Raw genomic sequence first — 19903 nt, 5'->3', positions numbered from 1 at the left:
TTAAGAGCTGCCCAGAAGTTTGGCCACTGCCGTATCCAGGCTAACGGATTCGCGCTCGCCCGTCGCCCGTCGCTTGATCTCAACTTCACCACTCGCCAGTCCCTTCGGACCCACGATCAGCTGCCAAGGCAGGCCGATCAGATCCATGGTCGCAAACTTCGCCCCGGCGCGTCCCTCAACATCATCGTAGAGGACTTCGATTCCGGCATTCGTAAGGCGCTCGTACAGCCCGTCGCAGGCCAGATCCGTCGCGGCGTCGCCGACCTTGAGGTTGATCAGGCCAACCTTGTAGGGAGCAACGCTCTCCGGCCAGATGATGCCGGACTCGTCGTGGCTCGCCTCGATGATGGCAGCGACCAGACGCGAGACGCCAATGCCATAGGAGCCCATGTGGACCGGGTGATCCACGCCGTCCGGGCCGGTAACCTTGGCGCCCATCGGCTCCGAGTACTTCGTGCCGAAATAGAAGACCTGCCCGACTTCGATGCCGCGCGCCTCGACCCGGTTCTCTTCCGGCAAAGCCTCGAACGCGGCCTTGTCGTGCATTTCCTCGGTCGCGGCGTACTTCTCGGTCCAGGCCGAAACGATCGGCGTCAGATCGCCGTAGAAGTCGATATCGTCACCGGGTACCGGTGTATCAAGCGCCCGCTTGTCGAGGAACACGGCGCTTTCGCCGGTCGCCGCCAGCACGATGAACTCATGCGTCGCGTCGCCGCCGATCGGGCCGGAATCGGCACGCATCGGGATCGCCTTGACGCCAAGACGGTCGAAGGTGCGCAGATAGGCAACGAACATGCGGTTGTAGGCGCGGCGGGCAGAAGCCTCGTCGATGTCGAAGGAATAGGCATCCTTCATCAGGAATTCGCGACCGCGCATGACGCCAAAGCGCGGACGGAGCTCGTCGCGGAACTTCCACTGGATGTGGTAGAGATTCATCGGCAGCTCCTTGTAGGAGCGCACATAGCTGCGGAAAATGTCGGTGACCATTTCCTCGTTCGTCGGGCCGTAGAGCATCTCGCGCTCCTGCCGGTCCTCGATACGCAGCATCTCCTTGCCGTAGTCCTCGTAACGACCACTCTCGCGCCAGAGATCGGCCGACTGAAGCGTCGGCATCAGGATCTCGATGGCGCCGGCCCGGTTCTGCTCTTCGCGAACGATGCGCTGGATATTGGCCAAAACCTTCTGGCCAAGCGGCAACCAGGAGTAGATTCCCGCGCTCTGCTGGCGGACAAGACCGGCCCGGAGCATCAGCCGGTGGGAAACGATTTCGGCTTCCTTCGGTGTCTCGCGGAGGGTCGGCAGGAATGAGCGGGAAAGGCGCATCAGAAAAGGGCTCCAGCGAGTCGAATGGGCGCACATCAAGCCATAGACGGACGAAAACACAAGTCCCGGAAATTGGCGCCTTTGTCGCGGCGAATGAAGGAGCCTCGTGCCGGGGTATCCAGGTGATCGACGCACATTCGAACGGCCAAATTGGCTATTGGCGCAATCCCGGGACTAAGGTCAGTCATGCTGACGCAAAAAATTTGGGCTACCGATGCACAATTAGATGACAAGAGCGAAGTCATTGGATAACGTCGGGTCACAATAAAGGACCTCGCAGTAAAGCGAGGCTCCAACAAAGGCACGCGGTCTAGGTCTTGGGAGGAAGCCCCCTCTGGCGCGCTGAAAAGCAGCTGCCGCCGAGCTCACCATAATGAGCTCGATCAAAGCCAATCGAGCGAAAAGCTCGGCTGAGGGGTTGAACGCGAACTAGAAAAGGCAAGATCCGCGAGGATCTTGCCTTTTTCTTTTTGCGGATACTGCCGGGTTTCTTGACTGGATCAGAAGGAAACGTGGCTAAGCGCTTCCGCCGTCCAGCCCATCTTCACGTAGCCGTACCAAATGCCATAGACGATGATGGCGCTGATAACAGAGGTGATGATCACCTTGCGAGCCAGATGCAAGTTAGCCGGCGCACTCGAGGTCGTTCCGAGCAGGACATTGCCCTCTTCCTCATGCGTGCGAATCCCGAACGGGAGCACCATGAAAATCACCAGCCACCAGACGATGAAATAGACGGCAAAGATGCTGTAGATCGGCATGGTGTTCAGGCCTCCTCAAGTTCGACCAGCGTACCGCAGAAATCCTTCGGATGCAGGAACAGCACGGGCTTGCCATGGGCGCCGATCTTCGGCTCACCATTTCCAAGCACGCGTGCGCCCTCGGCCTTCAGCCGGTCGCGCGCGGCGATGATGTCGTCCACCTCATAGCTGAGGTGGTGGATGCCGCCATCCGGATTTCGGGCGAGAAATTTCGCGATCGGCGAATCCTCGCCCAGCGGCGCCAATAGCTCAATCTTGGTGTTGGGCAGTTCGACGAAGACCGTGATCACGCCATGTTCGGGCAGGCTCAACGGCGCGGAAACGCGCGCGCCGAGCGTGTCCCGGTAAATCCGCGTCGCGGCATCCAGATCGGACACCGCGATCGCTACATGGTTCAGTCGGCCAATCATCGCAAACGATCCTTCCGCAGGCATCACGCCCGCAAAGGCTTCATACGATTGCGACGAAGACCGTGCAAAGTGGCTTTTTGCCCCAAGCCTGTCGCACCGAGGCGCGAACCGACCGACGGATCGCCTCGCGGACGAGTTCGGAGTCGCGACGCCGCGCGCGCGGGATGCTCTCGATCGTGCCGAGAACCGCCGTCATCACGGTCTCCTCGAACGGATGACCGGACACACCCTGGATCGGCAGGCCCGTCAGCGCGATCTCGGGATCAACGGCGATGCCGCCCTTGGAATCGAGCACGACGGAGATAGCGACATGGCCGGCAAAGGCGAGCTTGCGACGGTCCGGAACGCCCACCCCCGCCTCGTCGGCGATGATGATGCCATCCTTGAACAGCCGACCAACCGGTACGTCGTCAATCTCTTCGGCCGGTCCCGGCGCCAGACGGACAATGTTGCCATTCTCCGTCAGCACGACCTGCTTGACGCCCATATCGCGGGCAAACGCCGCATGGGCCCAGAGGTGCATCGCCTCGCCGTGAACCGGAATGGCGATCTCGGGACGAACCCAGCCATACATCTCCGCCAGTTCGTCGCGGCGCGGATGTCCGGAGACATGCACGAGACGGTCGCGATCGGTGATGACGACAATGCCCTGGTCGCAGAGCGCATTGATGATGTTGCCGATGGCCTTCTCATTGCCCGGAATCGGACGCGCCGAGAACACCACTGTGTCGCCGGGCGAAAGGCCGACGAACTTGTGTTCATCCTCGGCAATCCGGGCAAGGGCCGCGCGCGGCTCGCCCTGGCTGCCGGTCAGGATCGCCACGACCTTGGTGCGTGGCAGATAGCCATAAGATTCCTCGTCGAGGAAGGGCGGCAAGCCCTCCATGTAGCCAAGCTCGGTCGCTACCTCGATGGCGCGGCGAAGCGCGCGCCCGACGACGACAACCTGCCGGTCGGCAGCCTGTGCGGCCAGGGCGATCGACTTGATGCGGCCAACATTCGACGCGAAGGTCGTGAAGGCGACGCGGCCGGTTGCTTCCTTGACGATCTCGGTCAGCGAGCGGCCAACCTCCGTCTCGCTAGGGCTGCGGCCTTCGCGCATGGCATTGGTCGAATCGCAGACAAGCGCGAGAACGCCCTCGTCGCCGATCGCCGCCAATCGCGCCGCATCGGTCAGCGGACCGATGACAGGCTCGGGATCGAGCTTCCAGTCGCCGGTGTGAACCACCGTGCCCAGCGGCGTGCGGATCGCCAGAGCCATCGGCTCCAGGATCGAATGCGCCACCGCGATGAATTCGACTTCGAAATCACCGATCGTGATGCGGTCGCCAGGATTGACGATGGTGATCGGGATTTCAGGCGCGCCAGGCTGGGCTGCGCGCTTGGCGTTCAGCAATCCGGCGGTGAAGGGGCTCGCATAGACCGGCACGCGCAGGCGCGGCCACAGGTCGAGCAGCGCGCCAAAATGGTCTTCATGCGCATGGGTTATGATGATCGCGTCGATGAAATCGCGCTCTTCCACCATATAGCGGATATCGGGAAGTACGACGTCGACGCCCGGCAGGTCCGGCCCGCCAAAGCTGATGCCGAAATCGATGCCGATCCAGCGCCGGCGATTCGAAGGCCCATATCCATAGAGAGCGAGATTCATACCGATCTCGCCAACGCCACCCAGGGGAAGGAAGACGAAGTCGTCCGTCGCTGCTTTTTTTGCGCTCATTGTCTCGACGTCGCCACTGTACCGAAATGGACCTCGCCGGCGGCGATGGTCCTGATCAAACCCTCGGGAGAACGGATGACAAGGCGGCCTTCCTCGTCAATCGTCTCGAATACTCCAGAGAATACCTGTTCGCCTACCCGAACCGCTACCGTCTCCCCGAGACCGGCCGCGCGATCGAGCCATAATTTTCTGACGGACTTGAAGCCGCGTCCTTCATTCCAGACACGGGATACGCTGGACCAGGCATCCGACAGCGCCTCGAACAAGCGAGCCGCATCGATCCCTACGCCCAAATCGGCAAGCGCAGTCGCAGGATAGGGCAAGCCTTCTGGCGCCGCGACCACATTCACCCCGATGCCGATGACGACTGCCAGTCGGTCATCCGGGAGCGGTTCCGCTTCAAGGAGAATGCCAGCGAGCTTGCCGCCGTCCAGCAACACGTCATTCGGCCATTTGAGGCGAAGGCGATCGCGGCGGCCGGCAGCACCGGTACCCTCAACACCATCCAGGCCGATGCGGAACGCGAGATCGGGAGCGACCGAACGCAGCGCCTCGTCGAGTGACAAACCAGCCACGAAGCCGAGCGTCGCGGCGGTTGCCGGGTGATTGGGAACGACAACGAGCAGGCTAGCGGCGAGGTTGCCCACGGGCATCGCCCACGGCCGTCCCCGGCGCCCCCTGCCCGCCGTCTGCTGCGCCGTCACGAACCAGCAGCGGCCGGGATCCCCGGCACGCGCGGCCGCCAAGCCCTCGGCATTCGTCGACCCCGTCGTCTCAAAGAACTTGAGGCGGTAGTGACTGTCGCTTGAGGCCCGGCCGAGCTTGAACTCCGTCAAATCAGAAGAACGTCTTGGCCGCGACGCTCGCCGCCGTGCCGAGCGGCCCGGCGAGGAAGACGAAGAGGATCACGAACAATCCTGAAAGACCGAGAACGACGCGGAGCTCGCCCGGCATCGGCTCGAAGGCTTCGGCCGGCTCGTCGAAATACATGATCTTGACGAGACGGAGATAGTAGTAGGCGCCGACCACGCTCGACAGCACGCCGATCACCGACAGCACGTAGAGCTGTGCCTCGATGGCGGCGAGGAAGACGTAGAACTTGGCGAAGAAGCCGGCCAGCGGCGGAATGCCCGCCAGCGAGAACAGGATCATCGCGAAGATGAAAGCGACGACCGGATGGGTCCGCGACATGCCGGCGAGATCGCTGGTGTCTTCGACCATCTGGCCCTGGCGGCGCATGAACAGGATGACCGCGAAGGCGCCGAGCGTCATGGCGACATAGACCGCCATGTAGATCAGGACGCCCTGCACACCCGACTCATTGCCGGCGGCGAGGCCGACAAGCGCGAAGCCCATATGGCCGATCGACGAATAGGCCATCAGTCGCTTGATGTTGCGCTGACCGATCGCGGCGAAGGCGCCGAGGATCATCGAGGCAATCGCGATGAAGGTGATGACCTGCTGCCAGTCCGCAACCGCCGGGCCAAGCGGCCCAACCAGTACGCGAACGAGAAGCGCCATGGCGGCGGCCTTCGGAGCCGCGGCAAAGAATGCCGTGACCGAAGTCGGCGCGCCCTCATAGACGTCCGGCGTCCACATATGGAACGGCACGGCCGAGACCTTGAAGGCAAGGCCGGCGATGACGAAGACCAGACCGAACACGACGCCGACCGAGACCGGACCGGCGGCCAACGCGGTCGCCACGCCCTGGAACTGCGTGTGGCCGGTGAAGCCGTAGATCAGCGAGATGCCGTACAGCAGCATGCCGGACGAAAGCGCGCCGAGCACGAAGTACTTCAGGCCGGCTTCGGTCGACTTGACCGAGTCGCGGTTGCTGGCAGCGACGACGTAGAGCGCGAGCGACTGCAGCTCGAGGCCGAGATAGAGCGCGATCAGGTCATTTGCCGAGATCATCAGCATCATGCCCAGCGTCGCGAGCAGGATCAGCACCGGATACTCGAAGCGGGCGATCTTTTCCTGCTTCGTGTAGCTGGTCGACATGATGATCGCGAAGCCGGAGCCGATCAGCGCCAGCAGCTTCATGAAGCGCGCGAACGGATCGAGCACGAAAGCGCCGTTGAAGGTGACGCCGTCCTCAGCACCGAAGATCAGGACGAGTGCCGCGACCAGCACCAGAATTACCGAAAGCGTCGTGACGAGCGAAGTCGTCCGCTCGCCGCCGAAGGCGCCGATCATCAGCAGGACAAGAGCGCCAACCGCCAGAGTGAGCTCCGGCAGGAAGGGCATGAGCGAGGGGAACGTAGCGAGGTCCATCATGATCTGTCCGAGTTCCTCACTGCGCTGCCAGCGCGAGCTTGCCGGCAGCGGAAAGCGCAGCCTGATAGTTGGTGATCAAGTTATCGACCGCCTGCCCCGTCACGTTGAAGACGGGCATCGGGTAGACGCCGAAGAAGATCGTCAGCACGACGAGCGGGACGAGAATGGCAATCTCGCGACGCGACAGGTCAAACATCGACTTGAGGCTCGCCTTGTCCAGCGCGCCCATGATCACCTTGCGGTAGAGCCACAGGCCGTAGCTTGCCGACAGGATGACGCCCGAAGCCGCGAAGGCGGCGACCCAGGTGTTGACCTTGAAGATGCCGACCAGCACGAGGAATTCGCCGACGAAGCCGCTGGTGCCCGGCAGGCCGACATTCGCCATCGTGAAGACGAGGAACGCGGTCGCGTAGAACGGCATCCGGTTGACCAAGCCGCCATAGGCCGCGATCTCGCGGGTGTGCATCCGGTCATAGATGACGCCGACGCAGAGGAAGAGCGCACCCGAGACGATGCCGTGCGACAGCATCTGGAAGATCGCGCCTTCGACGCCCTGGGCGTTCATCGTGAAGATGCCCATCGTGACATAGCCCATATGGGCAACGGACGAGTAGGCGATCAGCTTCTTCATGTCCGTCTGAACGAGCGCCACCAGGGAGGTGTAGATGATGGCGACGACGGAGAGCGTGTAGATCAGCGGCGCGAAGTCGGCCGAAGCGATCGGGAACATCGGCAGCGAGAAGCGCAGGAAGCCGTAGCCGCCCATCTTCAGCAGAACGCCTGCCAGGATGACAGAACCGGCCGTCGGCGCCTCGACGTGCGCGTCGGGGAGCCAGGTGTGAACCGGCCACATCGGCATCTTCACCGCGAAGGAAGCGAAGAAGGCGATCCAGAGCCAGGTCTGCATCGAGGCCGGGAACTGGTACTCGAGCAGCGTCGGGATATCGGTCGTGCCGGCCTGCCAGTACATCGCCATGATGGCGAGCAGCATCAGCACCGAGCCGAGCAGCGTGTAGAGGAAGAACTTGAACGCGGCATAAACGCGACGCTGGCCACCCCAGACGCCGATGATCAGGAACATCGGGATCAGGCCGCCTTCGAAGAAGACGTAGAACAGCACCAGATCGGTCGCGCAGAACACGCCGATCATCAGCGTCTCAAGCACCAGGAACGCCAGCATGTATTCCTTGAAGCGGACCTTCACGGAATACTTCGACGCCACGATGCAGAACGGCATCAAGAACGTGGTCAGGATGACGAACAGCATCGAGATGCCGTCGACGCCCATCGAATAGGAAATCTTGCCGCCGAGCCAGTCGGCGCGCTCGACGAACTGGAACGCAGCGCTCGAATTGTCGAAGTCGATCCAGATCAGGATCGACACCAGGAAGGTGACGATCGTCGTCCAGAGCGAGATCCAATAGACGTTGCGCCGCGCCGCCGCGTCATCGCCGCGGATCAGCAAAAGCAGGAGTGCGCCGACCGTTGGCAGGAAGGTAACGGTCGAGAGGATCGGCCAGTCAGTCATCTAAAACCCCTCAACCCGCAAACATCATCCACGTGACCAGCGCAGCGACGCCGATCAGCATGGCAAAGGCATAATGGTACACGTAGCCGGACTGCAGCCGGATCACCCGGTTGGTGACATCGACGACGCGCGCCGAGATACCATCGGGGCCGAGGCCATCAATCACCATTCCGTCACCCTTCTTCCAAAGGAAGCGGCCGAGCCAACGGGCCGGACGGACGAAGATGAAGTCGTAAAGCTCGTCGAAATACCACTTGTTCAGCAGGAACCGGTAAAGGATCGGCTGCTCCGCCGCGAGGCGCTTCGGCGTCTCCGGCGAGCGGATGTAGAACCAGTAGGCCACGGCAAGACCGATCACCATCGCGATGAAGGGCGAGTACTTCACGAGCGCAGGCACACTGTGCATCTCGTGCAGGATGTGGTTGTCCGGGCTGGTGAACAGCGCACCCTTCCAGAACTCGGCATAACCCTCGCCGATGAACTGGTTGGCGAAGACCATGCCGGCGAAGATCGCGCCGATCGACAGCACCAGCAGCGGCACGGTCATGACCGGCGGCGACTCGTGCACGTGGCTCATCACTTCGGCGGAAGCGCGCGGCTTGCCGTGGAAGGTCATGAAGATCAGGCGCCAGGAGTAGAACGAGGTCATCAGGGCCGCCGCCACCGTCAGCACGAAGGCATAGCCGGAGAAGGCGTTGTGACCGACGAAGGCGCTCTCGATGATCGCGTCCTTCGAGTAGTAGCCGGCGGTCAGCGGGAAGCCGGTCAGCGCCAGCGTGCCGATGATCATCGTCCAGTAGGTGATCGGGATCTGCTTCCGCAGGCCGCCCATGTGACGCATGTCCTGCTGGCCCGAGACGGCGTGGATCACCGAACCGGCACCGAGGAACAGGAGCGCCTTGAAGAAGGCGTGCGTGAACAGGTGGAACACGCCCGCGCCATACGCGCCAACGCCGAGCGCGACAAACATGTAGCCGAGCTGCGAACAGGTCGAATAGGCGATGACGCGCTTGATGTCGTTCTGCACCAGGCCGACCGTTGCGGCGAAGAACGCCGTCGTCGCACCGAAGAAGGTCACGACCGTCAGCGCCGTCGGCGCCAGGTCGAACAGCGGCGACATGCGGGCAACCATGAACACGCCAGCCGTCACCATGGTGGCGGCATGGATCAGCGCGGAGACCGGGGTCGGGCCTTCCATGGCGTCCGGGAGCCAGGTGTGCAGCAGGAACTGCGCCGACTTGCCCATCGCGCCGATGAACAGGAGGATGCAGATCGCGGTCAGCGCATCAAAATCCCACGACAGGAAATGGATGGTCTGGCCGGCGACGCTGCCGGTGTTGGCGAAGATGGTGTCGAAATCGACCGAGCCGAACATCACGAAGATGCCGAAGATGCCGAGCGCGAAGCCAAAATCGCCGACGCGGTTGACGACGAAAGCCTTCATGGCGGCGGCGTTGGCGGCCGGACGCTTGAACCAGAAACCGATCAGCAGATACGAGGCAAGACCGACGCCTTCCCAGCCGAAGAACATCTGGAACAGATTGTCCGACGTCACCAGCATCAGCATGGCGAAGGTGAAGAGGGACAGGTACGCGAAGAAACGCGGACGATGCTCGTCATGGCTCATATAGCCAATCGAGTAGACGTGGACGAGCGACGAGACCGAGGTCACGACGACCAGCATCATGGCGGTCAAGGTGTCGACGCGCAGCGCCCAGTCGAAGGACAGCGTGCCTGACGTGACCCACGACAGAACCTTGATCCGGACCGTTTCGCCTTCCGGCGAACCGATGGTCAGGAAGGCAATCCACGACAGGGCCGCCGAAACCAGCAGCAGGCCGGTGGTGATCAGTTCCGCAGGGCGCGAACCGGGCGCCGATGCGTGATGATGATCATGGCCGTGATCGTCATGGCCGTGATCATCGTGAGCATGATGCCCATGATCATGACCGTGCGCGTGGTCATCATGCGTGTCGGTGCCATCCTTGGGCGCGCCGACCATGGCAGCGGAGTAGCTGCCATAGAGAGCGATCGCGCCGGCAAGGAAGAAGCCGAGAAGCGGGAGGAAGACGATGGCTGAATACATGGCAGGCCTCAGCCCTTCATCATGTTGATGTCTTCCACCGCGATCGAGCCACGGTTGCGGAAGTAGACGACGAGGATGGCGAGGCCGATGGCCGATTCAGCGGCCGCGACGGTCAAGACCAGAAGCGCGAAGACCTGACCGACGAGATCGCCCAGAAAGGACGAGAACGCGACGAAGTTGAGATTGACGGCGAGCAGGATGAGCTCGACCGACATCAAGATGACGATCACATTCTTCCGGTTCAGGAAGATGCCGAACACGCCGATCGTAAACAGGATCGCCGCGACGGACAGATAATGGGAGAGACCGATTGCCATGTTTTTTTCCTCGTCTCTCGCTCAGATGCCCTTGCCGGGTTCGACGGAATGCAGCTCGACGATCTGCGTCCGTCCGACCTGGTCGGCAATGTTCTGCCGCTTGACGCGCGGCTTGTGGCGCAGGGTCAGCACGATGGCGCCGATCATGGCCACCAGCAGCACGAAGCCGGCGGTCTGGAAGAAGAAGATGTAGTGGGTGTAGAGCAACCGCCCGATCGCTTCCGTATTGGAAATCTGAGCCATGTCGGGAATGGGCTGAACCGGATTGCCGGCGACATTGGGCGCGAAAGCCCAGCCGCTCAGGACGATCAACAGTTCGGCCAGCAACACGACACCGATCAGTCCGCCAACCGGCAGATACTGCAGGAAGCCCTGGCGCAGTTCCGTGAAGTCGACGTCGAGCATCATGACGACGAACAGGAACAGCACCGCCACCGCGCCGACATAAACGACGACCAGCATCATCGCCAGGAACTCGGCACCGAGCATGACGAAGAGCCCGGCCGCGTTGAAGAAGGCGAGGATCAGGAACAGCACGGAGTGCACAGGATTACGCGACGAGATCACCATCAGCGCGGAGGCGATGGTGATGCCCGAGAACAGATAAAAGAAAATGGTATGCAGGATCATGATCCGTGCCCTCGGACAGCGCGGCAAGCCGCGGCGCCCCTCCAAAATTGCGTCGGAACCACAACCCGCCTAGCGGTAGGGTGCGTCCATGCTGATATTCTGCGCGATCTCGCGCTCCCACCGGTCACCATTCGCAAGAAGCTTTTCCTTGTCGTAGTAGAGCTCCTCGCGCGTTTCCGTCGCGAATTCGAAATTCGGCCCCTCGACGATGGCATCGACCGGGCATGCTTCCTGGCAGAAGCCGCAATAGATGCACTTCACCATGTCGATGTCGTAGCGCGTCGTACGACGGGTGCCGTCGTTGCGGCGCGGACCGGCCTCGATGGTGATGGCCTGGGCGGGGCAGATCGCCTCGCACAGCTTGCAGGCGATGCAACGCTCTTCGCCGTTCGGATAGCGGCGCAGCGCATGCTCGCCACGGAAGCGCGGGCTCAGCGCCCCCTTCTCGAACGGGTAGTTCAGCGTCTTCTTCGGCTCGAAGAAATAGCGCATCGCCAGGAAGAAGGCGGAGACGAATTCCGTCAGGAAGATCGACTTGGCGGTCTGGTCGAGGCGCATCACGGTGCCCATCCCATGGTCTGCAGAACAGCCGCGACCAGGACGACCATGCCCAGCGAGATCGGCAGGAAAACCTTCCAGCCCAGACGCATAAGCTGGTCATAGCGGTAGCGCGGCACGAAAGCCTTCACCATCGAGAACATGAAGAAGACCATGGAGCCCTTCAGCACGAACCAGACGATGCCCGGCACCCAGTTAAAGGGCGCGATATCGACCGGCGGCAGCCAGCCTCCGAGGAACAGGATCGTCGTCATGGCGCACATCAGGCAGATCGATGCGTACTCGCCGAGCATGAACATCATGTACGGCGTCGAGCCATATTCCGACATGAAGCCGGCGACGAGCTCCGATTCAGCCTCGGCGAGATCGAACGGCGGACGATTGGTCTCCGCCAGAGCCGAGATGAAGAAGATGACGAACATCGGCAGCAGCGCGAGCCAGTACCAGTCCAGGAAGCTGCCCGGCAGGCCAAGCTTGGTTCCAAGACCGGTCTGCTGCGACAGCACGATGTCCGACAGGTTCAACGAACCGACGCAGAGCAGCACGGTGACGATGACGAAGCCGATCGACACTTCGTAAGAGACCATCTGGGCCGCGGCACGAAGCGACGACAGGAACGGGTACTTCGAGTTCGAAGCCCAGCCGCCCATGATCACGCCGTAAACGCCGAGCGACGAGATCGCCAGCAGATAGAGGACGCCGACATTGATGTTGGCAATCACCCAGCCCGCATTGAACGGGATCACGGCCCAGCCCGCCAGCGCCAGCGTCACGGTGACGAGCGGCGCCATCAGGAAGATGCCCTTGTTGGAACCCGACGGAATGATCGGTTCCTTGAGCATGAACTTCAGCAGATCCGCGAAGGACTGGAACAGGCCGAAGGCGCCGACGACGTTGGGGCCGCGACGCATCTGCACGGCAGCCCAGATCTTGCGGTCGGCAAGAAGGACATAGGCGATGAAGACCAGCAGCAGCACCAGAACCAGCAGGCTCTGGCCGACGATGATCGCACCGGGGATGAGGTAGTTTTCGACGAAGCCGTTCATTCCCGCCTCACTCCGCAGCAGCGGCAAGCTGGCCGGCCGCGAGCGCCGAACATTCCGCCATGATGGCGGAAGCGCGGGCGATCGGGTTGGTCAGGTAGAAATCATGGATCGGATTGGCGAAGGCCGCCCAGCCGAGCGAGCCGCCGGCCGAAGCCAGCGCCGCCACGTCGGCGATATCGCCGGCGCGGACCGTGTCGACCGCTGCGAAATGCGGATGGGCCGCATAGAGCGCCTTCCGCAATTCGCCGAGCGAGTCGAACGGAAGCTTGTGGCCGAGCACGTCGGACAGGGCGCGAAGAATGGCCCAGTCCTCGCGCGCGTCGCCGGGCGGGAAGCCTGCCCGATTGGCGATCTGCACGCGGCCTTCGGTATTAACGAAGGTGCCCGACTTTTCGGTGTAGGCGGCCGCCGGCAGGATCACGTCAGCGCGGTGTGCGCCGGCATCGCCATGCGTGCCGATATAGACGACGAAGGTCGAGCCGAGGCTCGTCGTGTCGATCTCGTCAGCACCGAGAAGGAAGAGCACGTCGAGCGCGCCCTGCCCCGCGGCGGAAACCATGCCGGCAACATCGAGCCCGCCTTCCGCCGGCACGAAGCCGACGTCGAGGGCGCCGACGCGCGAAGCGGCGGTGTGCAGAACGGCGAGACCGTTCCAGCCTTCGTCACGGCCGGGAGCCGAAGTGATGGCAGCGGCGGCGGCGAGCACAGCCTTGCCGTCGTCACGGGAGAGAGCGCCCTGCCCGACGATGACGATCGGCCGCTTGGCGTTGGCGAGGATCTCGCCGAACGAGCCCTTGCCGGCAGCGATTTCGCCAAGCGTCTCGGGGCCAGCGCCGAGGTAATCATGCGGATAGGTCAGGTCGACATGTTCGCCGATGACGCCGATCCGGACATTGCCGGCGCGCCAGCGCTTGCGGATACGGGCGTTGAGAACCGACGCTTCCTTGCGCGGATTGGCGCCGACGATGAGGATCGCGTCCGCCTGCTCGATGCCGGCGATGGTCGGGTTGAACACGTAGCTGGCGCGGCCAAGCGCCGGATCCAGCTTCGCGCCATCCTGACGGGAGTCGAGATTGGCCGAACCGAGCGATGCGATCAGCGCCTTCAGAGCAAACAGCTCTTCGACGGCGGCCAGATCACCGGAGATCGCGCCGATCTTCGAAGCCGACGTGGCGTTGACGCGGTCGGCGATGGCGGCAAACGCCTCGGCCCACGAAACAGCCTTCAGGCGACCATCGACGCGCAGATACGGGCGGTCGAGGCGCTGCGTGCGCAGGCCGTCCCAGATGAAGCGCGTCTTGTCGGAAATCCACTCTTCGTTGACCGCCTCGTTGAGACGGGGCAGCACGCGCATGACTTCGCGGCCACGCGTATCGACGCGGATGTTCGAACCGACGGCGTCCATGACGTCGATCGACTCGGTTTTGGTCAGTTCCCAGGGACGTGCCTGGAAAGCATAGGGCTTGGAGGTCAGCGCGCCGACCGGGCAGAGGTCGATGACGTTGCCCTGCAGCTCGGAAGACAGCGCCTTCTCGAGATAGGTGGTGATCTCGGCGTCCTCGCCACGGCCGATCAGGCCAAGCTCGGAGATGCCGGCAACCTCGGTGGTGAAGCGGACGCAACGCGTGCAATGGATGCAGCGGTTCATCGACGTCTTCACGAGCGGGCCGATATGCTTGTCTTCGACAGCGCGCTTGTTCTCGGCGAAGCGGTTCTTGTCCACGCCATAGGCCATGGCCTGGTCCTGCAGATCGCACTCGCCGCCCTGATCGCAGATCGGGCAATCCAGCGGGTGGTTGATCAGCAGGAATTCCATCACGCCTTCGCGTGCCTTCTTCACCATGGGCGACTTGGTGAGCATGACCGGCGGCTCGCCGTTCGGGCCCGGACGCAGGTCGCGCACATTCATGGCGCAGGAAGCGGTCGGCTTCGGCGGTCCGCCCTTTACCTCGACGAGGCACATGCGGCAGTTGCCGGCGATCGACAGACGCTCGTGGAAACAGAAGCGCGGCACTTCGGCGCCCGCGGCTTCCGCCGCCTGCAGCAGCGTGTAGTCCGGCGGAACGTCGACTTCGATGCCGTCAACGATGATTTTGGCCATGATTTACTCCGCCGCTTCCAGCATCTGCCGCTCAATCGGCCTGGGGTTGCGGGAATAGAGGTCGATCCGCTCTTCGATCTCGTGCCGGAAATGCCGGATCAGGCCCTGGATGGGCCATGCCGCGGCGTCGCCGAGCGCGCAGATCGTGTGGCCTTCGACCTGCGTCGTGACCTGGAGGAGCATGTCGATTTCGCGCTTCTCGGCTTCACCGCGCGCCATGCGGTCGATCACGCGCCACATCCAGCCGGTGCCTTCACGGCACGGCGTGCACTGGCCGCAGCTCTCATGCTTGAAGAAGTAAGCGATGCGGGCGATGGCGCGGATGACGTCGGTCGACTTGTCCATGACGAGCACGCCGGCCGTGCCGAAGCTCGACTTGACGGCGCGGGTGCCGTCGAAGTCCATGATCAGGTCTTCGCACTGGTCGGCCGGGATGATCGGGCAGGAAGCGCCGCCGGGGATGATCGCCTTGAGATTGTCCCAGCCGCCGCGAATGCCGCCGCCGTGCTTCTCGATCAATTCCTTGAACGGGATACCCATCGCCTCTTCGACGATGCAGGGCGTCTTCACATGGCCGGAAATGCCGAACAGCTTGGTGCCGACATTGTTGGCGCGGCCGATCGACGAGAACCAGGTCGGGCCGCGACGCAGGATGGTCGGGGCAACCGCGATGCTCTCGACGTTGTTGACCGTCGTCGGGCAGCCATAGAGGCCAACGTTCGCCGGGAACGGCGGCTTCAGGCGCGGCTGGCCCTTCTTGCCTTCCAGGCTTTCGAGCAGGGCCGTCTCTTCGCCGCAGATATAGGCGCCGGCGCCATGGGCGACATAGATGTCCATGTCCCAGCCATGGACATTGTTCTTGCCGATCAGGCGCGCGTCATAGGCCTGGTCGATGGCGACCTGGAGATGCTCGCGCTCGCGGATGAACTCGCCACGGACGTAGATATAGGCGGCATGCGCGCCCATCGCGAAGCCGGCGATCAGCGCGCCTTCGACGAGGTGGTGCGGGTCGTGGCGCAGGATCTCGCGATCCTTGCAGGTGCCCGGCTCGGACTCGTCGGCATTGATGACGAGGTAGTGCGGCCGGCCGTCGTTCTGCTTGGGCATGAACGACCACTTCAGGCCGGTCGGGAAACCGGCGCCGCCGCGACCACGAAGCCCAGACGCCTTCATCTGGTCGACGATCCAGTCGCGCCCAGCTTCGATGATCGTCTTGGTGCCATCCCACGAGCCGCGCTTCAGCGCGCCCTGCAGGCCCCAGTCATGATGACCGTAGATATTCGTGAAGATGCGGTCTTTGTCCGAAAGCATCGTCCGCCCCTCTACTCTTTCTTGGCCGCGTCCGGGCGGACCGCAGGGTCCGAAGCCGGTACGGTCTGGTTGACCTGATTGGGAACCTTTTCCTTGTCGGCCTCGCCCTGCGCCTTGACGGCGGGAGCGACGGGCGGCTCGGCAGGAGCGGGATTGGCAGCGACGCGGGCGGCTTCCTCGGCGGCGGCGGCGCGGGCGGCGATCGCCTCGCGCGCGGCAGCCAGGCCAGCACCCTGCCCGACCATCGAGCCGTCATAAAGCTCCGGCGTCGTCAGGGCGCGGAAGCCGCCGACGGGCGCCGAATGATGGCGCTCGATCTGCGGGCCCGGCTTGATCGGCCGGCCGGCCTCGATGTCGTCGATCAGCTTGTCGAGGGTCTCGACCGTCAGATCTTCATAGGTATCCGGGACGATCTGCAGCATCGGTGCGTTGACGCAGGCGCCAAGGCATTCGACCTCTTCCCACGACAGGCTGCCATCGGCCGAAACATGGAACGGCTCGGGATGGATGCGCTCGCGGCAGCGATCGATCAGCTTGTTGGCGCCACGCAGCATGCACGGCGTGGTGCCGCAGACCTGGATGTGCGCCTTCTTGCCGACGGGGGCGAGCAGGAACATCGTGTAGAAGGTGGCAACCTCGAGCACGCGGATATAGGCCATGTCGAGATATTCGCCGACCCAGCGGATCGCCGGCTCGGAGACCCAGCCCTCCTGCTCCTGAATCCGCCACAGAAGCGGAATCACGGCGGAAGCCTGCTTCCCTTCCGGGAACTTCAACAGCTGCTTCTCAGCCCAGGCCAGATTCTCCGGCGAGAGCGTGAAGCTTTCCGGCTGCTCGGATGCGAGACGACGAACGGACATTAGCGGTCAACCTCTCCGAACACGATATCGATGGAACCCAGCACCGCGGAAACGTCGGCCAGCATGTGGCCACGGCACAGGAAGTCCATCGACTGGAGATGCGCGAAACCAGGAGCGCGGATCTTGCAGCGATACGGCTTGTTCGAGCCGTCGGCCACCAGATAGACGCCGAACTCGCCCTTGGGCGCTTCGACGGCCGCGTAAACCTCGCCGGCGGGCACATGATAGCCCTCGGTGTAGAGCTTGAAGTGATGGATGAGCGCTTCCATCGAACGCTTCATCTCGCCGCGCTTCGGCGGCACGATCTTGTTGTCCGTATAGGACACAGGACCGGTCTTCTCGGTCGTCAGCAGGCGGTTCACGCACTGCTTCATGATCCGGATCGACTGGCGCATCTCGGCCATGCGGACGAGATAACGATCGTAATTGTCGCCATGCACGCCGGTCGGGATGTCGAATTCAAGCTCCGAGTAGCACTCGTAGGGCTGCGAGCGGCGCAGATCCCAGGCGGCACCCGTGCCGCGGATCAGCACGCCGGAATAGCCCCACTTCCACGCCTCTTCCTGCGTCAGCACGCCGATATCGACGTTGCGCTGCTTGAAGATGCGGTTGCCGGTGACGAGACGATCGAGATCGTCCATCCGGCGCAGATAGGGATCGCAGAAATCGCCGATGTCGCGAACCAGCTGCTCGGGAATATCCTGATGCACGCCGCCGGGACGGAAATACGCCGCGTGCATCCGGGAACCGGACGCGCGCTCGTAGAAGATCATCAGCTTTTCGCGCTCTTCGAAGCCCCAGAGCGGCGGCGTCAGCGCGCCGCAATCCATCGCCCAGGTCGTCACGTTCAGGACGTGCGACAGGAGACGGCCCATCTCGGAGAAGAGAACGCGGATCAGCTGGCCGCGCTTCGGCACCTGGATGTCGAGCATCTTCTCGACGGCCAGCGCGAAGGCATGCTCCTGGTTCATCGGCGCGGCGTAATCGAGCCGGTCGAAATAGGGCACGGCCTGGAGATAGGTCTTGGTCTCGATCAGCTTCTCGGTGCCGCGATGCAGCAGGCCGATATGCGGATCGACGCGGTCGACGATTTCACCGTCGAGCTCGAGCACCAGACGGAGCACGCCGTGCGCCGAAGGATGCTCGGGACCAAAATTGATATTGAACGGACGAACCTGGGCTTCTGCCATCTCGTGCCTCAGCTCGACTTCTGTTCGGGCTTGGGAGCGTCCTTGGCTTTCTCGTCGCCCGGCAGCACGTAGTCGGTGCCTTCCCAGGGGGAGAGGAAGTCAAAGTCGCGGAATTCCTGCGCCAGCTTTACGGGCTCGTAGACGACCCGCTTCTGCTGGTCGTCATAGCGGACTTCGACATAGCCGGTCAGCGGGAAATCCTTGCGAAGCGGATGTCCCTCGAAGCCATAGTCGGTCAGCAGACGGCGAAGGTCGGGGTGGCCGGTGAACAGGATGCCGTACATGTCGTAGGCTTCGCGCTCAAACCAGTCCGCACCCGGCAGGATCGACGTGATCGAGGGAACCGGCGTGACGTCGTCCGTCTCCAGCTTGAGACGGATGCGGAGGTTCCGCGTCGGGCTCAGCAGGTGGTAGACGACGTCGAAGCGCAGTTCGCGCTGCGGATAATCCACACCGCAGACATCGATCAGGCTGATGAAGCCGGTGCTCGGATCGCTGGCGAGCCACTGGACCAGTCCGACGATCGTTTCGCGCTGAACGGTGACATTGAGTTCGCCATAGGCGACCTCGAAGCCAACAACATCGGCCGCGCGCTGCGCGACGATGTAGTCACCGAGCTCTTTGAGGGTCTCTTCCATGCTGTACCTTCAGCGCTCGATGGTGCCGGTGCGGCGGATCTTCTTCTGCAGAAGCAGAACGCCGTACAGAAGCGCCTCGGCCGTCGGAGGACAGCCCGGAACGTAGATGTCGACCGGCACGACGCGGTCGCAGCCACGCACCACCGAATAGGAATAGTGATAGTAGCCGCCGCCATTGGCGCAGCTGCCCATCGAGATGACGTAGCGCGGCTCCGGCATCTGGTCGTAGACCTTGCGGAGCGCGGGAGCCATCTTGTTGGTCAGCGTGCCGGCGACGATCATCACGTCCGACTGGCGCGGCGAACCGCGCGGCGCGAAGCCGAAGCGCTCGACGTCGTAGCGCGGCATCGAGACCTGCATCATCTCGACGGCGCAGCAGGCGAGGCCGAACTGCATCCACATCAGCGAGCCTGTACGGGCCCAGGTGATCAGGTCGTCCGCGGCGGCGACAAGGAAGCCCTTGTCGGCCAGCTCGTTGTTGACGTCCATGAAAAAGGGATCGTCATGGCCAAGCGGGCGGCCAGACGCATCGACAAGCCCCTTCGGCCGCTGCGCGACCTGGGTGCCCGAGGTTCCGCTCAATCCCATTCGAGCGCTCCCTTCTTCCATTCGTAGATGAAGCCGATCGTGAGAACGGCCAGGAAACTCATCATCGACCAGAATCCGAACCAGCCGAGATCGCCGAACACGACGGCCCACGGAAACAGGAACGCAACTTCCAGATCGAAGATGATGAACAGGATCGCGACGAGGTAGAACCGGACGTCGAACTTCATGCGCGCATCGTCGAAGGCGTTGAAGCCGCACTCATAGGCGGAGAGCTTCTCGGGATCCGGATTGCGATATGCGACCAGGAACGGCGAGATCAGCAGCGCCAAACCGATGACGAGAGCGATCCCGAGGAACACGACAATCGGAAGGTATTCGCGCAACAGGTCTTCCATGCATCCGGCTCCGTTGCTCCATCCCGAACAGCCGCGCCGCTGCTCTTGGATGGTGCGGCGCAAAAAGGCCGCCAAGCGTTTCAGTCTACTAAGGTATCGGCCGGCCGCGAGGAAAAGCGGCGATCCGCCGGGGCGGCGGTCGAAAACATAGGCGAGGCTTATCGGAGGCGACCAGACGTGGCAAGCCCCAAGCCCGCCCGTCA

At 62.9% G+C, this 19903-nt stretch carries 19 protein-coding genes; all 19 read right to left on the bottom strand.

From position 1 onward, the window contains the following. Complete coding sequence (gene proS / locus OSH12_RS03190; RefSeq protein WP_266342038.1) at positions 1–1323, bottom strand: proline--tRNA ligase; 1323 nt, start codon at positions 1321–1323, stop codon at positions 1–3. A 500-nt stretch (positions 1324–1823) separates the two neighbouring features. After that, positions 1824–2084 (bottom strand): DUF1467 family protein, encoded by a 261-nt coding sequence (locus OSH12_RS03185; RefSeq protein ID WP_266342037.1) that lies wholly within the window; start codon positions 2082–2084, stop codon positions 1824–1826. A 5-nt stretch (positions 2085–2089) separates the two neighbouring features. Continuing rightward, entirely contained in the window at positions 2090–2494 is a 405-nt protein-coding gene (mce, locus tag OSH12_RS03180) for a methylmalonyl-CoA epimerase (RefSeq protein WP_266342036.1), read from the bottom strand. 40 nt (positions 2495–2534) lie between these two features. Further along, on the bottom strand, positions 2535–4214 hold the full coding sequence (locus OSH12_RS03175; RefSeq protein WP_266342035.1) for a ribonuclease J: 1680 nt from the start codon (positions 4212–4214) through the stop codon (positions 2535–2537). After that, positions 4211–5050 (bottom strand): biotin--[acetyl-CoA-carboxylase] ligase, encoded by an 840-nt coding sequence (locus tag OSH12_RS03170; RefSeq protein ID WP_266342034.1) that lies wholly within the window; start codon positions 5048–5050, stop codon positions 4211–4213. The genes OSH12_RS03175 and OSH12_RS03170 overlap by 4 nt, the downstream gene beginning before the upstream one ends. A gap of 1 nt (position 5051) precedes the next feature. Then, positions 5052–6491, bottom strand: coding sequence for an NADH-quinone oxidoreductase subunit NuoN (nuoN, locus tag OSH12_RS03165; protein WP_380223772.1), 1440 nt, complete (start codon positions 6489–6491; stop codon positions 5052–5054). Positions 6492–6507: 16 nt separating this feature from the next. Continuing rightward, on the bottom strand, positions 6508–8019 hold the full coding sequence (locus OSH12_RS03160; protein WP_266342033.1) for an NADH-quinone oxidoreductase subunit M: 1512 nt from the start codon (positions 8017–8019) through the stop codon (positions 6508–6510). A 10-nt stretch (positions 8020–8029) separates the two neighbouring features. Next, complete coding sequence (gene nuoL / locus OSH12_RS03155) at positions 8030–10105, bottom strand: NADH-quinone oxidoreductase subunit L (RefSeq protein WP_266342032.1); 2076 nt, start codon at positions 10103–10105, stop codon at positions 8030–8032. 8 nt (positions 10106–10113) lie between these two features. Next, positions 10114–10422: an NADH-quinone oxidoreductase subunit NuoK gene (nuoK, locus tag OSH12_RS03150; RefSeq protein ID WP_266331896.1), complete on the bottom strand. Its 309-nt coding sequence runs from the start codon at positions 10420–10422 to the stop codon at positions 10114–10116. Positions 10423–10443: 21 nt separating this feature from the next. Continuing rightward, the gene (locus OSH12_RS03145; protein WP_266342031.1) at positions 10444–11052 is read right to left on the bottom strand and encodes an NADH-quinone oxidoreductase subunit J; all 609 of its coding nucleotides are present in this window, start codon (positions 11050–11052) and stop codon (positions 10444–10446) included. A 69-nt stretch (positions 11053–11121) separates the two neighbouring features. Next, positions 11122–11610, bottom strand: coding sequence for an NADH-quinone oxidoreductase subunit NuoI (nuoI, locus tag OSH12_RS03140; RefSeq protein WP_266342439.1), 489 nt, complete (start codon positions 11608–11610; stop codon positions 11122–11124). After that, positions 11610–12656, bottom strand: a complete 1047-nt coding sequence (gene nuoH, locus OSH12_RS03135) for an NADH-quinone oxidoreductase subunit NuoH (protein WP_266342030.1) — start codon at positions 12654–12656, stop codon at positions 11610–11612. The genes nuoI and nuoH overlap by 1 nt, the downstream gene beginning before the upstream one ends. A 7-nt stretch (positions 12657–12663) precedes the next feature. After that, on the bottom strand, positions 12664–14757 hold the full coding sequence (nuoG, locus tag OSH12_RS03130) for an NADH-quinone oxidoreductase subunit NuoG (protein ID WP_266342029.1): 2094 nt from the start codon (positions 14755–14757) through the stop codon (positions 12664–12666). 3 nt (positions 14758–14760) lie between these two features. Continuing rightward, entirely contained in the window at positions 14761–16068 is a 1308-nt protein-coding gene (nuoF, locus tag OSH12_RS03125) for an NADH-quinone oxidoreductase subunit NuoF (RefSeq protein ID WP_266342028.1), read from the bottom strand. An 11-nt stretch (positions 16069–16079) separates the two neighbouring features. Further along, complete coding sequence (nuoE, locus tag OSH12_RS03120; protein WP_266342027.1) at positions 16080–16928, bottom strand: NADH-quinone oxidoreductase subunit NuoE; 849 nt, start codon at positions 16926–16928, stop codon at positions 16080–16082. Beyond that, positions 16928–18118: an NADH-quinone oxidoreductase subunit D gene (locus OSH12_RS03115; protein WP_266342026.1), complete on the bottom strand. Its 1191-nt coding sequence runs from the start codon at positions 18116–18118 to the stop codon at positions 16928–16930. The genes nuoE and OSH12_RS03115 overlap by 1 nt, the downstream gene beginning before the upstream one ends. An 8-nt stretch (positions 18119–18126) precedes the next feature. Next, the gene (locus OSH12_RS03110; RefSeq protein WP_266342025.1) at positions 18127–18756 is read right to left on the bottom strand and encodes an NADH-quinone oxidoreductase subunit C; all 630 of its coding nucleotides are present in this window, start codon (positions 18754–18756) and stop codon (positions 18127–18129) included. 9 nt (positions 18757–18765) lie between these two features. Continuing rightward, positions 18766–19344: a NuoB/complex I 20 kDa subunit family protein gene (locus OSH12_RS03105; protein ID WP_266331904.1), complete on the bottom strand. Its 579-nt coding sequence runs from the start codon at positions 19342–19344 to the stop codon at positions 18766–18768. After that, positions 19335–19700, bottom strand: a complete 366-nt coding sequence (locus OSH12_RS03100; protein WP_266331905.1) for an NADH-quinone oxidoreductase subunit A — start codon at positions 19698–19700, stop codon at positions 19335–19337. The genes OSH12_RS03105 and OSH12_RS03100 overlap by 10 nt, the downstream gene beginning before the upstream one ends. Positions 19701–19903 lie beyond the last annotated feature (203 nt).

It is taken from the genome of Kaistia terrae (assembly GCF_026344005.1).
GTDB classification, from domain to species: Bacteria; Pseudomonadota; Alphaproteobacteria; order Rhizobiales; family Kaistiaceae; genus Kaistia; species Kaistia terrae.
This window is presented reverse-complemented; position numbering and strand designations above follow the sequence as displayed.

Excerpts from the sequence above, each read along its gene's own strand:
- proS (WP_266342038.1), bottom strand. The coding sequence starts at position 1,323 with ATGCGCCTTTCCCGCTCATTCCTGCCGACCCTCCGCGAGACACCGAAG.
- OSH12_RS03185 (WP_266342037.1), bottom strand. The coding sequence starts at position 2,084 with ATGCCGATCTACAGCATCTTTGCCGTCTATTTCATCGTCTGGTGGCTG.
- mce (WP_266342036.1), bottom strand. The coding sequence starts at position 2,494 with ATGATTGGCCGACTGAACCATGTAGCGATCGCGGTGTCCGATCTGGAT.
- OSH12_RS03175 (WP_266342035.1), bottom strand. The coding sequence starts at position 4,214 with ATGAGCGCAAAAAAAGCAGCGACGGACGACTTCGTCTTCCTTCCCCTG.
- nuoN (WP_380223772.1), bottom strand. The coding sequence starts at position 6,491 with ATGATGGACCTCGCTACGTTCCCCTCGCTCATGCCCTTCCTGCCGGAG.
- OSH12_RS03160 (WP_266342033.1), bottom strand. The coding sequence starts at position 8,019 with ATGACTGACTGGCCGATCCTCTCGACCGTTACCTTCCTGCCAACGGTC.
- nuoL (WP_266342032.1), bottom strand. The coding sequence starts at position 10,105 with ATGTATTCAGCCATCGTCTTCCTCCCGCTTCTCGGCTTCTTCCTTGCC.
- nuoK (WP_266331896.1), bottom strand. The coding sequence starts at position 10,422 with ATGGCAATCGGTCTCTCCCATTATCTGTCCGTCGCGGCGATCCTGTTT.
- OSH12_RS03145 (WP_266342031.1), bottom strand. The coding sequence starts at position 11,052 with ATGATCCTGCATACCATTTTCTTTTATCTGTTCTCGGGCATCACCATC.
- nuoI (WP_266342439.1), bottom strand. The coding sequence starts at position 11,610 with ATGCGCCTCGACCAGACCGCCAAGTCGATCTTCCTGACGGAATTCGTC.
- nuoH (WP_266342030.1), bottom strand. The coding sequence starts at position 12,656 with ATGAACGGCTTCGTCGAAAACTACCTCATCCCCGGTGCGATCATCGTC.
- nuoG (WP_266342029.1), bottom strand. The coding sequence starts at position 14,757 with ATGGCCAAAATCATCGTTGACGGCATCGAAGTCGACGTTCCGCCGGAC.
- nuoF (WP_266342028.1), bottom strand. The coding sequence starts at position 16,068 with ATGCTTTCGGACAAAGACCGCATCTTCACGAATATCTACGGTCATCAT.
- nuoE (WP_266342027.1), bottom strand. The coding sequence starts at position 16,928 with ATGTCCGTTCGTCGTCTCGCATCCGAGCAGCCGGAAAGCTTCACGCTC.
- OSH12_RS03115 (WP_266342026.1), bottom strand. The coding sequence starts at position 18,118 with ATGGCAGAAGCCCAGGTTCGTCCGTTCAATATCAATTTTGGTCCCGAG.
- OSH12_RS03110 (WP_266342025.1), bottom strand. The coding sequence starts at position 18,756 with ATGGAAGAGACCCTCAAAGAGCTCGGTGACTACATCGTCGCGCAGCGC.
- OSH12_RS03105 (WP_266331904.1), bottom strand. The coding sequence starts at position 19,344 with ATGGGATTGAGCGGAACCTCGGGCACCCAGGTCGCGCAGCGGCCGAAG.
- OSH12_RS03100 (WP_266331905.1), bottom strand. The coding sequence starts at position 19,700 with ATGGAAGACCTGTTGCGCGAATACCTTCCGATTGTCGTGTTCCTCGGG.